Annotated in this window: 9 protein-coding genes; 6 read left to right on the top strand and 3 right to left on the bottom strand. The window is 50.4% G+C overall.

Features of this window, described 5'->3' with window-relative positions; genetic code table 11:
- Positions 1-57 precede the first annotated feature (57 nt).
- Entirely contained in the window at positions 58-321 is a 264-nt protein-coding gene (locus tag SH302x_RS04770; protein WP_479367585.1) for a hypothetical protein, read from the bottom strand.
- A 79-nt stretch (positions 322-400) separates the two neighbouring features.
- Between SH302x_RS04770 and SH302x_RS04765 the strand changes: the two genes are divergently transcribed.
- Complete coding sequence (locus SH302x_RS04765; protein ID WP_479367584.1) at positions 401-604, top strand: hypothetical protein; 204 nt, start codon at positions 401-403, stop codon at positions 602-604.
- 24 nt (positions 605-628) lie between these two features.
- On the opposite strand, the gene SH302x_RS04760 is transcribed toward SH302x_RS04765, so the two are convergent.
- The gene (locus SH302x_RS04760) at positions 629-1,168 is read right to left on the bottom strand and encodes a hypothetical protein (RefSeq protein ID WP_479367583.1); all 540 of its coding nucleotides are present in this window, start codon (positions 1,166-1,168) and stop codon (positions 629-631) included.
- A gap of 716 nt (positions 1,169-1,884) precedes the next feature.
- Between SH302x_RS04760 and SH302x_RS04755 the strand changes: the two genes are divergently transcribed.
- From SH302x_RS04755 to SH302x_RS04745, 3 genes are all read left to right on the top strand, one after another.
- The gene (locus tag SH302x_RS04755) at positions 1,885-4,107 is read left to right on the top strand and encodes an ArnT family glycosyltransferase (protein WP_479367582.1); all 2,223 of its coding nucleotides are present in this window, start codon (positions 1,885-1,887) and stop codon (positions 4,105-4,107) included.
- A gap of 56 nt (positions 4,108-4,163) precedes the next feature.
- Positions 4,164-4,970, top strand: a complete 807-nt coding sequence (locus SH302x_RS04750; protein WP_479367581.1) for a hypothetical protein — start codon at positions 4,164-4,166, stop codon at positions 4,968-4,970.
- A gap of 526 nt (positions 4,971-5,496) precedes the next feature.
- Entirely contained in the window at positions 5,497-11,478 is a 5,982-nt protein-coding gene (locus SH302x_RS04745) for an RHS repeat domain-containing protein (protein ID WP_479367580.1), read from the top strand.
- Positions 11,479-12,106: 628 nt separating this feature from the next.
- On the opposite strand, the gene SH302x_RS04740 is transcribed toward SH302x_RS04745, so the two are convergent.
- A complete protein-coding gene (locus tag SH302x_RS04740; RefSeq protein WP_479367579.1) occupies positions 12,107-13,216 on the bottom strand; it encodes an IS91 family transposase in 1,110 nt (369 codons plus the stop codon).
- Positions 13,217-13,439: 223 nt separating this feature from the next.
- Here SH302x_RS04740 and istA point away from each other — a divergent pair, with 223 nt between their 5' ends.
- The gene (istA, locus tag SH302x_RS04735; protein ID WP_479363699.1) at positions 13,440-14,657 is read left to right on the top strand and encodes an IS21 family transposase; all 1,218 of its coding nucleotides are present in this window, start codon (positions 13,440-13,442) and stop codon (positions 14,655-14,657) included.
- The gene (gene istB, locus SH302x_RS04730; RefSeq protein ID WP_479363697.1) at positions 14,654-15,499 is read left to right on the top strand and encodes an IS21-like element helper ATPase IstB; all 846 of its coding nucleotides are present in this window, start codon (positions 14,654-14,656) and stop codon (positions 15,497-15,499) included. The genes istA and istB overlap by 4 nt, the downstream gene beginning before the upstream one ends.
- The last annotated feature ends 44 nt before the right edge of the window (positions 15,500-15,543 follow it).

The raw sequence follows: 15,543 nt of genomic DNA, 5'->3' as shown, positions 1-15,543 counted from the left end.
CGGGAGAAACGAGCGGGTAGGGGGCAGCGAAGGTGGGATTTGGAACCAGATCGGCGATCAGATGTCTTGGGATGCGTTCAGAATCCGCTCTTCGATTTCCTGCAATGCGATCTCGAAGGCTTGCTGATTCAGGATTTTGCTGTTCGTGCCTGGAGCTGAACTCGTGAGCTGCCTGAGTGTCTGCAGATGCGACTCGCGAAACTCTGTCGCGAGCGTCGTTAACGTCGAATGCAAAGAGTTGCTGGCCTCTAGGCTTTGATAGAGGGTTGGGTTTTGTTGAATGAGTTCGAGAATGATGGTTTGGTATTGCATGGTAGTCATGAACCGTGTCGGTGGGCTGTGGCAGCGTCGCCAATCCTGGAGCCTGTGCTTCTTCGAAATCGAAAAGGGATTGCTTTGAATGAGTAGACATAGCGTTTGGATCGGTGTGAACTGGTTGATGCCTCATGCCACAATTGCCACTGCTTGGCGAGAAGTTTTTCAGATCGTCATGGATAGATTTAAAATGGATAAACAAATCGAGTTGATGCTGGTTGGCGATTGGCTTTCGATGAATGAAGGTTTGCATGGATGGTCCTTTGGAAGAAATGGCTGCACCAAATGATGCAGCCATGATTAAGAGATGGGATTACAGAGCTTCGACCTTGCTTAAGACCTGCTGTTGCAGCTCGGTGCTTTCGTCGCCCAGCAACCCTGCAAGTTCGGACCAGAGGCTTCGAATCTGCACCGGCGAGGTGGCAAGCCAGATCGTGTCCAGCAGCGATTCTTTCTCTTGCTTTAGCTTGAGAATCTGTTGCCCTTCCGGAAAGTTCGAATAAAGCTCGGCTTCAACTTGTTGCATTGCTGTAGCCAGTCTGGATTTAAGTATCTGCTCACGATCGTATCGATGCGTGACATGCGTGGAGGAGGGATCAACGGCGTGATTGAGGATTTCGGTCTCAATCAAATCTTTCTCTTCGGAAAGCAGCTTTATCGATTGGTTGATATCCAGAACGCGTTGGTATTGGTCGATCACACCCAGCTTTCGATGGGCTTCAATTTTCAGACCATGCTGAATATCTTGGAATCGGTCCGGCCGAGTGGCTTTGACCTTCTCAATGGCTCGAGTGATGCGAGCTTCGATGCGTTGTTTCCAGTGTTCCTTTTCTGCAACAGTTAGACGAGACATAATAGAATCCTTTCAGTTGTGTGTGTTCGGATGCAACATGCCCCCGAATCAACTCGCCAAAGAAACCTGGCATAGGCGGGAGCGGAGCCTTGCTTGCAAGTGAAGAATTGGGGGGACCGCTTGCGGGGGAACCGATTCTTCACTTGCAAGTCCCGTCGCCAGGTTTAGTCCCCATGCATTCGGGGGCTTGCAGTCGATCAGATTGACAAGAGTGTATGCCTGGAGCGTGGACCCAAATCTCAGGAACTGGACTACGCTTTCGCTCCATAGTGAATATGTAGTGATTCTGCTGGCAACAGAGGTGAATGCATCGACTAGTGTGTGACGGTATGCTTACGATCCGAAGAGTTTTAGGGGAGACAGAAATGTAACGCTTTTTGAATCTTGGCATCCTGCGAGAAGTCCTTGCAATGATCGTGCATCTCAATCACGTCATCCTCGTGGATCCATGGTGGAATGTAGAGTTGGGGTAACGCCGGTGCATCTCTTTGTTCTGCTAAGATATGGTTGAAGTGCAAGTGCAAAAATCAACTACCGGCACGCTGGAAATCGCGAAAAAAGTCAAAAAATCACACGAAAGAAAAATCGGAATTTCGTCTTGATTTTAGTTGCAATCAGATTTCAAAGTCGTTCTACTTCTCCTAATCACTCGTCAAGGCAAGCCGCGGGGACCTTGCCTCAAACAGACTCCTTTCTAAGTGTGATCGAGGTTGCGTATGGGATTGCGTATCTCCTGGCTCAGGGACCATTGGGTCATTTGTGCGTTGGCATGTCTCATGAGTCTTCAGGCTGGACTTTTGGTCTGGTCTGCAAAAGTTCACTCTCCAACCTGGGATGAGCCGGGGCACTTAGTGGCAGGTATATCGCATTGGAAGTTTGGGCGATTTGATCTGTACTCTGTCAATCCTCCACTGGTCCGGACCATTGCATCAGCCCCTGTCTACTTCTTCATGGATCCGGTCGTGGATTGGTCTCTGTACTCGACCAACCCATCTTACCGATCCGAAGTGAACTTGGGACGGGCTTGGGCTGAGGACAACGGGGCAGATATTTACCCAATGATATTCATCGCCCGAATGATGGTGATCCCCATTGCTCTGCTCGGAACGTTGCTCTGCTTTCAATTCGCGCGAGAGCTTTTCGAGAACAATGTTTCGGGAGTTCTCGCCGCAGCACTCTGGGCGTTTTCGCCTGATGTTCTCGCTTATGGGAGCGTCATCACTCCAGACTTGGCCAGTGCCGTTTCGGGGCTCGTTTGTGCGTATGTGTTTTGGAAGTTCCTGCTTTGTGCTAATTGGCGATGGATGCTCGCGCTGGGAGTCGTAACTGGAATGGCGATGCTTTGCAAAAGCATCTGGTTGATTTTGCCGGTTGTTTATCTTTTGGTGCTTGCAATCGCGTCGATCGTCCCGGGGTTTTTTGGAGTTTCAGATCGTCGTTCGGACCTTAAAAACCGCTTGAGAGCCCCTGCCTACTTGGCTGCATCGTGCTTGGTTGCATTTCTAATCGTAAATTCGTTCTATGGATTCAACGGCAGTTTTCAAAGGCTTGGAGACTTCAAGTTTGTAAGCCGCTCATTTATTGGTGAGCCGCTTCCTAGTCTCGCTAAGGTAGTAAATTTTCAGCATGGTGAGTCAAGGCTTGGGGGTAAACCTTTTCACGACTTAACGCCGGTGGTGTTCAACGCCAAGATCAATCAAACTGCCGGTGACTGCCCAGCTTGTGCTGCAGCTAGTGCAACTGCTGCAGCGGCTATGTCTGGTCCATATTCGCCAGTCTGCGAATCGTGTCAGTTGCCTTCCAGTTTTGGTAACACAATAGATCGCTATATTCCTGAACCATTGCCTGGCAATCGCTTTACAAGCACTGCTCTTGCAGCCCTCCCGGTTCCGCTTCCTGCCCGATATTTGGAAGGGATTGATATTCAAAGACGCGATTTTGAAAGTGGGATGTTCAGGCCTGACTGGGCAAGCTATTTTGCAGGTGAATGGAAGCAAGGAGGGTGGTGGTATTTCTATCTGGCAGGTATAGCCTTCAAGACCCCCGTCGCGGTATTGGCTTTGTTTGCCATTGGTGCGTTTGGTATTGGAACGCTAAAACTCTCGATGAACTCCCGGCTTGGGTTTCTTTCATTGCTGTTAATGGCAAGCACCGTGATGGGGCTTTTGAGCGTGAATACTGGATTGAATAGGTATCTGCGATATGCGCTTCCCGCACTTCCTTTGATTGTCATCGTTGCGAGCTCATGTCCTGCAATGATTGCAGGCATGCAGAGTCTGGTGACTCGAAGAATAGCAGTTGGGTTGCTTGGTATGGCCTGGGTTGCATTGATTGGTTCGTCGCTCGGAAGTGCTCCGCATTGGTTGAGCTATTTCAACGCGTTTGCGGGCGGACCGGCCAATGGCCACCGTTGGTTTGCTGATAGTAATGTCGATTGGGGGCAGGATCTAAAGTACGTCGAGGAGTGGATTGAAAACCACCCGGATGTAAAGGGGCAGCTTCATCTAGCGTATTTCGGAGGTTTCAGTCCTGGAGCTTTGGGAATCGAGTATTCGATTCCTCCGGCATACATTGAGGGGCTTTCAAAGAATACGATTTTTGATGAGGCTTCCAGCGGTCCTCTTCCAGGTTGGTATATCATCAGCAAAAACTATTTGGTTGGACACCCTATGCCGCTATCTGCGCAAGACGGGAAGCTGAAGCATCGTAGTTGGGAGCCATTCACTTACTTCCAGATGTTCGAGCCCGTCGATTCGATTGGAGGCTCGATGTTGGTTTACCATTTGCGCCAAAGTGAGGTTAATTCTGTACGGAAAAGCCTTGGAATGATTCAGATATACGACAATGACCTCAACGTTCCGCACACACATTCTACTCTTCTGCCTCCTTCATCGATTGATGGAAAATCTCTCACTCAAGTTTCAAATGAGGTGCTCTAAACATGAAAAAGTTTTTCTTGAGTCCTATAGGAATCTGTTGCCTAATCGGGTTACCGATGTTGGTATTCTCCTACTACATTTCCACACGAGAGCCAAATACGGAGTTGAGCGATCATGACCCTCAAATTCGCAGAAGTACTTCACAGGTTATTGGAGGAGTTGAGCGACCCATTACGGATATTGCGACGGTTCGCTCTGTTTCAGGTTTAGCTAGGACGCGGGCTCGAACTGCCCCCGATAACTCGAAGGTGGAGTACCAGTTTGGGCAGGTGACTTGTCCAAAAGTGCCAATACTTTCTTGGGGCCAGAATAAGCAGATGGACTCCGTTATGGAAGCAGCTTCAACTGGGAAGTATCCAGAGCGGCTATCGCCAATTCATTCTTCTCGACCGTTCGATGTTGATGCATGGAAAGCAAATCCCTCAGTTTATCAAGTTCTTGGATCGGACGATCTTACACACACGGTTCAGCCTGCAACTAAGCTTGTTGCACTGCATGAGCAGGAAGCGAGTTACCTAGACGTAGTTGAGCCAGCGAGAATTTACGACGTTTCTCAGCCAGGAACCAATGTGCCACTTCTTGAGAGTGCCAGCGACGCCTTTTACATGATTAAAGATGGTGAAGCTGTGCGGCTAGGTGTAAAAACGTTGGCGAAGGCGCCGGTAAATCTAACGGCATTTGGAGTGGGCACGTTTGAGAACGGACTATCGGCGATTACTACGGTGGCTGACCAAAACGGGATCGCGACTGCTGTTTTTACGACAAGCACTGGTTCGGATACGATCCATATTCTTGCTGGTAGCCCTGTCGCGTCTGGTAACGTCCGATTTATCGTAAAGCGGGAGCGACTCGCGCTGCAATAGACTCATTTCCGGAAACATCCTTATCTACAACAGCTCATCTCTACTACAACTTGGTCGCAAGGGAATTTGTATCATGTTAGCTCTACGCTCACACCAATTCTTTCCTGTCTTATTGATGTTGTGGCTGCTGTCCACCCCAACGGACGTAGCTCGTGGGCAAACGGGTGGTACGTACGGTCAGACTTTAGGCACCTATGAGAAAGGTTCGGGTACAACTCCTGTTGCGGACTACGTGCGATATGGAAGCGGCTGCACGTGCTCCTCTCCTCGATTTTGTGTGCCTTGCAAAATACTTGAATTATTTGACTGGATTGGAGGGTTCGGTGGTGGTTTAAGTGTGCTTCGTTCAGACTCGTCAGACGGCAACACTTCTTGTTCAAGTTGCGTTGGTTCCGGTAATTCCTTGCTGAATAGCTTAATTGAACGAAGCTACCCTCAAGACTTTCAGCATTTTACTTTTAATCCAAACAATGGTCCTATGGTACGCGTACCATCTATTCAATCGTCCGGGTCATTGATCGATGGCATGTCTCTATCATTTTATCATTGGGGGTGGGATTATCCGCGGCTTGATCAAGACGGGGTGGGTATCTGTCGAATCCACCGACCACTAGACATGTCGTTTGGGGGAAGTTTTGGGCCCGGTGTGTTTTCCAACTACGACCATACAATTATTCTGACTCAAACAGGTAGTAGTGGAAGTTTTACGATAAACGCAGAAGTATTGGACCCAATGATTACCCAGATTCGGCCCTACAGCCGAATTTGGTCTGCCCCGTCCCAAGATTACGCCGTCCTGAAACCGACCAAGCGAGACCCGATGAAGAAGCTAACTCTGCTTCAGAGCAATCAGACTCCAATAGTTTCAAGCAACACAAGTGATTTCAACGGAGCTCAATATGTTCTTGCGGAGGCCTGGGACGGGAGTTCAATGCTTTTTCAGCTATTCGATGTTGGGCAGTCAAATCTCCGAGTTGGAAAGCTTAAGAAGTTATCATCATCCCTTGGAGACACAACGATTGTCTTCAAAACTTTCACCAGCGGTGAACTGGCGGCATCTCCGTCACGTGCTTACCAGATCGACACGGTAACGGACCATTTTGGAAATCAACTTACATTCTCGTACGGAACGTCGCAACAGTCGGCTCAATGGGTTGTAAGTTCTATTTCAGTTCCAAACGGTCAATCTCGTACCTACAACTATTCCAGCGGCAAGCTAGCAAGTATTGACTACCCAACGGGTTTGCAATCGACCTTTTCATATTCGTCAGATACACCCACTATTACGACAACCATCTCCATACAGGATCGCGCCGCCGCACCAAAGCACCAAGAGAAGATTGCGTATTTGTCCAATATGCAAACGGGGACATGGACCGATTACAACACCAGTACCACCTACTGCAATCAAATCCCGTTGAACTCTATTCGGATGCTCACCAATGGAGATGATGAAGTTCAGTATCTGGGAATGCGAGGTACTTCTGAATTCCTTGTCCAACATGAAGGGGGAGGTAGGACTAAAGTCATCGGTACCGAGAGCTCCGGCAACCAGTACGCTACATACTTGGAAGCTAGATCCAAATATATGAAGACCTGGTCCATTACCCCACAAGGCACCGACAGCTTCAGTTCGTGGTTCGCACTCTCGGGAACTGCAGATACCGAGGCCGGTCTTCTGCCCGACTATAACACAAGTCCGATGGGCTTCAACACTGTCGCAGAGGATGGGACAGAATGCCACTATAGCTTCGATACCGACAATGCAGTGATTTACAAAGAGTATCCTGACGGTACTTTTGAGACCTTCTGCTATAATAGTTTCAAGAAGGTTACACGTTATCGCGATAGGCTCAAACGCGTCACCAAATATGTTTACGATTCCGACGGTCAAATGACTGAGAGACACGTGGGTTTGGAGGACCACCCCACGAACCTCCCCGGTTCTGGCAGCTATACAGGAATTCAATATTACAACCGTTGTGCTACTGATGATGTACAGACCTCGGCATACTCTATTGATAAGTGGGAGTACGTCGCTAGCGGGGCTGCCAAAGGACGAGTATCGGCATACATTGACCCGTTGAATAAACAGACGGATTATGAATACAATTCCGAAGGAAGGTTGTGGAAGATCAAGCAACCTGCAGACACGTCGGGCGGAACTCGCCCAACAACAATTCTGACTTATGATACGGCCGGAAATATAGCATCTATCACGGACCCTGAGTCGAGAGTTGTAACTTACAATTACGACAACCTCAACCGCCTAACCACAACCACCTATGGAGATAGCACCACCGAGAAGATCGAGTATGGCACTAGTGGATCCAGCTTGGGACTAGTTACTAAGCGCATAGATCGAATGAACGTCGTAGATACGTTTGAATATGACGACTCGCAACGTTTGGTAACTAAAGTCAAGGCGGCGGCAACACGGAGCGGTTCAACTGATACCGCTACCGATCAGGGAGTTGCCGTTACAGAGACTTTCACGTATGTCGTTGGGAGCGACCAAATTTGGAAGCATATAGTAAATGGTGCGTTGACTGAATATATTTATGACTATCGAGGACGCGTTGCAGAAACGAAAACGTATCCGAGGGCTGGCAAAACTCTGATTGCGTCAAAGCAATTCGAGAACAATCAACTTTACAAAACAACAGATCCTTATGGCCGTCCAACCTATTACGCTTATGATGCCACCGATGGAAGACTGGTACGCACTGTCACCGGAACAGTTCCAGAATATACGCCTCCTGCACCGACGGGCGGTCAAACGCTCAGCCAAGCACTCCTCGCAATCAATCGCGATACCGCTGCAAATGCAACCTACATCATTCAAGACATTGTTTATGATGCGGAAGGGCAGGCTTGGAAGCAGTTCGATGGCAGGAATACCGAAACCCGATTAACCTACGACGGTCGGGGCCGCAACACGATCCAAGAGGCGGCCTATGGCACTAGCTTGGTGGCCAAGACGCAAACCATTTACGATGCTGCCAGCAACGTCACAGAAGTAAGATCGCCGCGCTACTTCGATAGCACCGATAGCGAAGGTGAGAACAACGCCAGAGAAACTTGGACCTATACGGGTCGCAACTTAATCGCCTCCCATACCGAAGCGCCAAGCACCGGCATCGCAGCCACCGAATATTTTACTTACGATCTCAACGGCCACAAAGCGACGCACACCGACTTTGCTGGCAAGGTCTGGACGATGATCGAAGCTGGCTGTTGCGCCCTGACACGGGCCAATGTCGATCCATTGGGCCATGGGTCCATCGTCAATGCCGATTCACGCGGCAGGCCAGTCCATCAAATCACCGTCTCGGATGTGACCAGCCACTCTAGCAACTACAACAATCCGGATAACTCCAAAACCATCACCGAATCGACCACTAAATACGATGCTCGCGGAAGAGCAACCCACCGGACTACTTGGCTAAGCGCCAGAGGTCTGGTCGATACCGCCAATCCTCCGATTGCTGGCTTGAATAGCGTCTCGGTGGCCGATGGCCTGACCAGCATTACTCTTTATGATGATAACCTGACCGATGGAGTAGGGCTCGACAGTTCCGGTGGGGTCGCTGTTTTCAAGCAATCGGGCGTAAGCCCCAGCGGCACTTTCAGCGTCAGCCTCACCAATGCCCTAACCAAACTTGCGGACACACAGGTCAATGGCGGAGCTGGTATTAGCTTCAACAGTTCCCAAGGGGCTGTCGGCCGAGCGGTCGTCAGTGTCAACTCCGAAGATGAAGTCAGCTTCTCCATCAGCGATTCGGCTGGCCGCACGGTTATGAGCGGTAAACTCCATAATTACAAAGGCTCCGGCGCTACCGCAGTCAATACCCTGGCCTCATGGTCAACCCAGTTGCACGATAATACCGCTAGCCTATCGGGCTACGGTACCGTTTTGGAAAGCAAGTCGATCGATGCTCAGGGCTACGCTACACGCACCTGGACCGATGCGGCGGGCCGTACTCTCAAGAGCTTCGACCAATTGGACAAAGCCACCACCATAACTTACGACGCTGCTGGCAATCAGCTCACCGTCCGAGATCCCAACAATGTGGGAGCTGACATGGTTTATGATGTTCTGGGGCGAAATACTCAGCGGACAGACACCGCCAGTGCGGTGACCAAGACTGCTTATGACAAGGCCGGTAATGCCATCAAACAGACCGATGCCAAGAACAACGACACGTTTATCACCTTCGATGCTCGGGGACGCCGAAAGCAAACCACCGACCGCATCAGTGCCACGACGACGTTTACTTTTACCGCTTTGGGCCAACAAGCCAGTTTGACTGATGCAGAAAGCCACGTAACCAGTTATACTTACAGTGACCGGGGCGAGAAGCTTACGGAAACCTACCCGGATCACAGTGGCGGCAATCCTGGAGATTCCACCTACGGCATCGTGACCTTTGTGTACGACAATGCTGGTAGGTTACTGCGCAAGCAAGATCAGCTTGGCGACACCTGCACGTTCAACTACGACTTGGCTGGAAGAATGACTCAGCGTGACTATCGAACGAAAGTGAACTCGCCCTCGGGCACGATCGCCGATAGCGATGCGTTCACTTACAATCGTATCGGAGCCATGCTCACGGCTGTCAGTGGCCGCTACAGCAACACGGTTACTTATACTTATGACCTAGTCGGTCGCAAAGCCACCGAAGCGATCACCACCAACGGCCAGACCTACACCATTGGTACTGAGTACAATACGCGTGGTGAACTGGTGAAGTACACCTATCCTGACAGTTCGATCCAAGAGCGGACCTATCACGCCACGGGGGCTCTCAATCTACTTAAGCTGGACGGCAATACCGTTAGCACTCGTACTTACGACGATGGCACCAGGCTCACAGGTGAAACGCTGGGTAATGGCGTAACCGAGACCAGGGCTTATTCCAATGACAATTTGCTAACCTCGATCACCTTCGGTGGCACTGGCACAGCGATTGGCAATCTAAGCTACACCTGGGATGCAAACAAGAACAAGACCAGTGAGACCATCGGCGGCACCATGGCCGATTGGGGCTTTACCTCCGGTGGCACAAGCTACGATGATGAAGATCGCTTGACAGGTTACGCTCGAGCCGGAACATCGGCTCCATCGCAGTTATCACAAAGCTGGAGCTTGACCAGTGTCGGTGACTGGAGCAGTACGACGATCAATGGCACGGCACATACTCGCACCCATGGTCCGACGCATGAACTGCTGACCAACAAGATTGGATCGGCATCAGCTCAGAGCGTCACGACCGATGTGAAAGGCAACATGACGTCGATACCAGCGAACTTGCGAGAAGCCGGAGCAAGCACGGCGCTCAATCTGGTCTGGGATTTTGACAACCGGATGAAGTCTGCGGACATCAACGCTGATAGTACGCCGGACGTGACGTTTACGTATGACGCACTTGGTAGACGCGTTACGCGCTCGCACAGCAGCGGTTCATGGGTCTTTGTGCAAGCAGGTCAGCAAACGCTGTGTGATTATGTGATAGGTCAAGGACCAAGCAATGCCTTGTATCGCTATGTCTACGCCAGCTACATCGACGAACCAGTGGTACGCAAAGAGACCGGTACTGGCGGCACGATTCTTTACTATCATCGCAATCAGCAGTACTCGATCTACGCTATGACGGGCTCCAGCGGCAGCGTTGTAGAGCGCTACGCTTATACCGCTTACGGCCAACCAACAGTGCTCAACGCATCCGGCTCGGTCATAGCTACCAGCGCTTATGACAACCGCTACACTTACACCGCGCGCGAATGGGACCATACCGTCGGATTGCATTACTTCCGTGCAAGGTGGGTCAGTGGTCATAGTGGAAGGTTTACCGGCAGAGATCCAAAGGGCTATGTTGATGGCTATTCAATGTATCTTGCCAATATGCAGTTAAGCAAATTCGATCCCTCTGGATTAAAGTGCTGCTTGCATGTCTGGTACAAGAGTACGGACGACGATGGTGAAAAACTATATGGCCATGCCGCACTAAAATGCGATAGTGGTTACTTCTCGTTCTGGCCTGACACGGACAAAAAGGTTTGGGCGGTCGGATGCCATAAATGTGGTGGGCATACAGAGCTTCAGGACCAGGACAAGCACGTGGGAGAGGGTAGACAGCCTGACGAAATTAAGTGCTTCGACTGTCAGCTAGACGAAGCGGCGATTGCAGAAAAATGGAATCAAATAATGTCTGAGTGCACCTCTGGAAAGAGAGAGTTTTGCGTAAACGGTTCTAACTGTGTAACTACCTTCGGTGAATTGATTAAGGCTGGAATGCCATCTTGTGTGGATACTTGTAATAAGCCTGAAGAAGAGTTTCGCGGCTGTGCAGACGCATGTGGCGGCCAAGCGGGAAAGGGTGTCGCTGGATTCGACAACCCAGTCAATGCAGCGAAGTACTTTGATTGCGTTCAGCGTCGGAATTGCAGTTCGCAATATCCACGTTGCATGCGAGTCCATTTTGATACTCAAGGAACATGCTTCTGAGTGGAGCTATTTCAAAATGAAAATGCATAAAACGTTTTTGGTGTCTTTCCTACTGTCTTTTGCGGCAACGGCATTCATTCCATGCATTCCGATAAAGTTTCGTGCCGCGGGTCCAGTTTCCTATTTCCCACTATTTTTTGTATATACTTATATTTTTGATGAGACATTCTTTTCATTTGATATGTTCTGGGTTGTCCTCCATGTATTTTTCTCTGCAGTTTTAGCAAGTACATTGAGCTTTTTGGCTACTCGACAAAGTAAGAGATAGTAACGAGTGAGTAAAACGGCTGCGAGTTGTGGATGGACCTTCTCCCTAGCTTTGCGGTTGTTCAATGTTTTTCTCTACAGAATTACCAGCTACTAATCCAATTTCGAGTAGCTGTTTGCAGGGCTCAAGAACAAGCTAGAACGCAGCTTAATGGCCTGAATTTGTGTTGGTGATTGTTCATTAAATGCGGATTTCTCTTGCTGATTCGGATCTTCGAATTGCTCAGCTACTAAAGGCAAGTTGCACTCGTAATTCGAAACATGAATCTCGTTAGCGAAGCGGGCTATGATTCGAACGCCCCCTCTCGGCTCGCAAGACTCGCCACTCTCCCGCAAGGGAGAGTCAAACAACTCTTTCAACTTAAATCTCCGGTAACGGTAATTGAGTATCTGATTGATTGATGCAGCTCATGCGACTGCAAGCGGTAATGACGCGAACATCATCTGTTAATAACTTCACATCGAAAGCAGCGAAGACATTGGCTTCTGATCGAAGCAGCCGAGCATCTTCGAAACTCAGTTGCTTGAATCGTATGTTCTTGCGTGCATTGGTACAGACCTCGCGCACGCGATCGTCCAGAGATGTCCAAACCATGGCGAAGTAAGTAATCAAGTAATACACTGAACCCATATCGCCACGCGTATGCCAGGGACTGCGATACTCTTGGAAGCTCATCCCTTCCGCACCACATTGTTGGCATCGCGGCGCATGGTCATCGACTTCTGCTTGGGCACTTGGCGATTGGCTCTGCTGGATCAGCTTGCTTGCATCCCTAATGCTCGATTGCAGTAGTGACTTATGTCGAACTATATTCACATCGTCATCATCGTCCGTATCATTATCTGAACGCGGATGGTTAAACGCGTTCAGCGCGGCACGTGTCTGCTGGATGTTTGCCTTGCGGTTTTGAGCCTGGAACAAGCCTGCATAGCGAATGCGATAAACGCTTCTAGGTACAATATGCCACAGATAGCGCCGTACGAACTCGCCGCCGGGCATCGATTCCTTCTCGTATTGCTTCTTGCGATAATTCCACAAGCTGATCGTAACCTCTTGTCCGTCATCGCTGACGATCCGCTCGTCACTGATGGCCGTTCCTTGCACATACTCCGACAAGTAGATCGCGCATTGTCGCTTGGTGGCCAGTACGTCCGGAGTGAGCTGAGCATCTGCGACCCAGCTCCTGGCCGCGATCGGTGCTAACCATTCTGCCAACGACTGAGCATCTGGAACTTCTAATTGCTCAGCAGTGGATTTTAGTAATAACTTGCCACGTCGAAAGAGACTCTTGAGCCCTCGGATGAACTTCTTTCGAAAGACCTGCGCCAGACGCTTGGGCTGGATCGCCGGTGCATCGGAAGGGATCTCAGTCCACTGTTGGCTTTCCAGATCGATGCCACCGGCAGTCATCATGACGTGGATGTGAACATGCGGCAGCATCCGTTGCCCCCACGTGTGCAGGGTCATCAAGATCCCAGGACGGTGTCATCGAGCATGAAGAAATGACCCAGTAGCGAGCAATTAGGAATTGACCCACCAAGCTGGGATTAGAGAAGGAATTTGCCCTAGCTGCTGCGCAGCAGCTAGGGCGACCCAGACCACCCAGCTTACCACGGCTTCCTAGGTCGCCTGATTTGGTTTCAGGCAACTTCGACAGGAGGTCTTCATTCCTATGATCTTGGTGGATCAATACATGGATGTTAAATCACGATTGGCCAATAAGCAATCTATTCGCTCTATTGCCAAAGATACAAACCTTTCACGAAACACAGTCCGCGCAATTGCTCGCGGCGAGCATCCCTTGCAAACAGCAAATGCTCGCAAACCGCGAAAGCCACGAGCAAAAAAGATTGACCCTTTCTGCGAGTATATTCGCTCGCGGGTCGAGCAATTCGATCTGGATGCGACGCGCGTACTCCCAGAAATTGAAGCCATGGGCTACAGCGGTGGGATTCACTCCTTGCGACGCTACATCAATAAGCTGAAGGCTCGCTCCAAGCAGCTTGCCTCTGCCACCGTGCGTTTCGAAACGCCGCCTGCCAAGCAAGCTCAATGCGACTGGGGCCACGTGGGCAAATTCCCTGACGCCACCGGTAAGCTCATCAACATCTACGTCTTTGTGATTGTCTTGAGCTACTCACGGCAGATGTTCATTCGCTTTACAACGAGCATGAAGATTCCCACGCTCATCGAGTGTCACCAGAAAGCCTTCGAGTACTTTCAAGGAGTACCGCAGTCGATCCTCTACGACAACATGGCCCAAGTGCGTTCGGGTGCTGGTCGACTTAACAGCACTTTCGCGGACTTCGCTGATCATCACGGCTTCGAAGTCAAAACGCATCGCCCCTACAGACCTCGCACCAAAGGCAAGGTCGAACGCATGGTCGATTACATCAAAGGCAACTTCCTCAACGCTCGCGAGTTTACGGGCCTTGACGAGCTCAATCTGCAAGGTCAGCAATGGCTTGATGAAACAGCCAACGTACGTACCCATGGCACGACTGGTCAACAGCCTGTGCAACTCTGGAAGCAAGAGAAAGACCAACTTCTACAGCTTGATCCCAATAGGCCATATGTGTCGAGCATTAGAGTCGAACGCAAGGTCAGCAAAGATACGTTCGTATCTTACAACCGTGCGCGATACAGTGTGCCACCGCAATACATTGGTCAATGCGTGCAACTTCAAATGCAAGGCACGCAGATTATCATTCGGTGCAACGACACGATTATTGCCGAACATCCATTGGCCGAGGGTATCGGACAGAGTGTGGCCAATGACCAGCATATCGAAGAGTTATGGCGATGCACGCTGGATCAACACCCCGTGGTGGGCCAGCGGCACTGCAATGTAAAGCTTGATGAGTCGGTAGAAGTTCGCAGTTTAAACAGCTTTGAGGAGGCATGCGCATGAGCACTAAGATTACAGAACAAAGAACTGCACCAGAGTTACACGCTGAAGGCGACGGTGCGAGAGTCTACCAGGAGCGAGCCAGCGAAGCACTTGAGCTACTTGGCTTAACTGTCGCTAGGGGGCATCTGGATGCGACTAGCCAAAGGGCGGCAGCCCAAGACTGGTCATACACGCACTTCTTAGGGTATCTGCTTGATGGAGAACTCAAAGAGCGACATCGCAAACGAGTGCAACTGAACCTTCAGTTCGCGAAGTTCCCCTTCATCAAGCGATTGAGTGAATTCGACTTCACGGCGCAGCCAGGTCTGGATAAACGCTTAATCGATGAACTGGCGACCTGTCGTTATATCAGCGAAGGACGTAACGTGGTGTTCTTGGGCCCACCCGGAGTTGGTAAGACGATGCTCGCAGTATCGCTGACGGTGATGGTCGCTGAGTTGGGACATCGCGTGTACTTTACATCGGCAAGTGACCTGGCCAGTAAGCTGAGCAAGGCGATGGAACGAAATCAGTTGCATCGTCAGTTGAACATGCTGATGCAGCCCAAGGTGTTGCTGATTGATGAAGTGGGATACTTGCAGTTGGATAAGGTGCAAGCGAGCTTGCTGTTTCAAGTGATCTGTTATCGCTATGAACGCAACCAGCCGATCATCTTGACGAGCAATAAGGCGTTCGGTGAATGGGCCAGTGTATTCGCAGAAGATTCAGTGATGGCCAGTGCGGCGTTGGACCGATTACTTCACCGCAGCACGGTGGTGAACATTCGCGGCGAGAGCTATCGCTTGCGGGAAAAGCGCAAGAGCGGAGCAGCCAGTAGCTGTTCCGAAGCGGATCGCAACTAACTGCTCGCGAGCGGTAAACGCCCCGCGTTGGTCGAGCACAAATA

The sequence above is a fragment of the Njordella calcicola genome, assembly GCF_056494125.1.
Note: the sequence above shows the minus strand (reverse complement) of the source record. Positions and strands in the feature narration are given on the sequence as shown.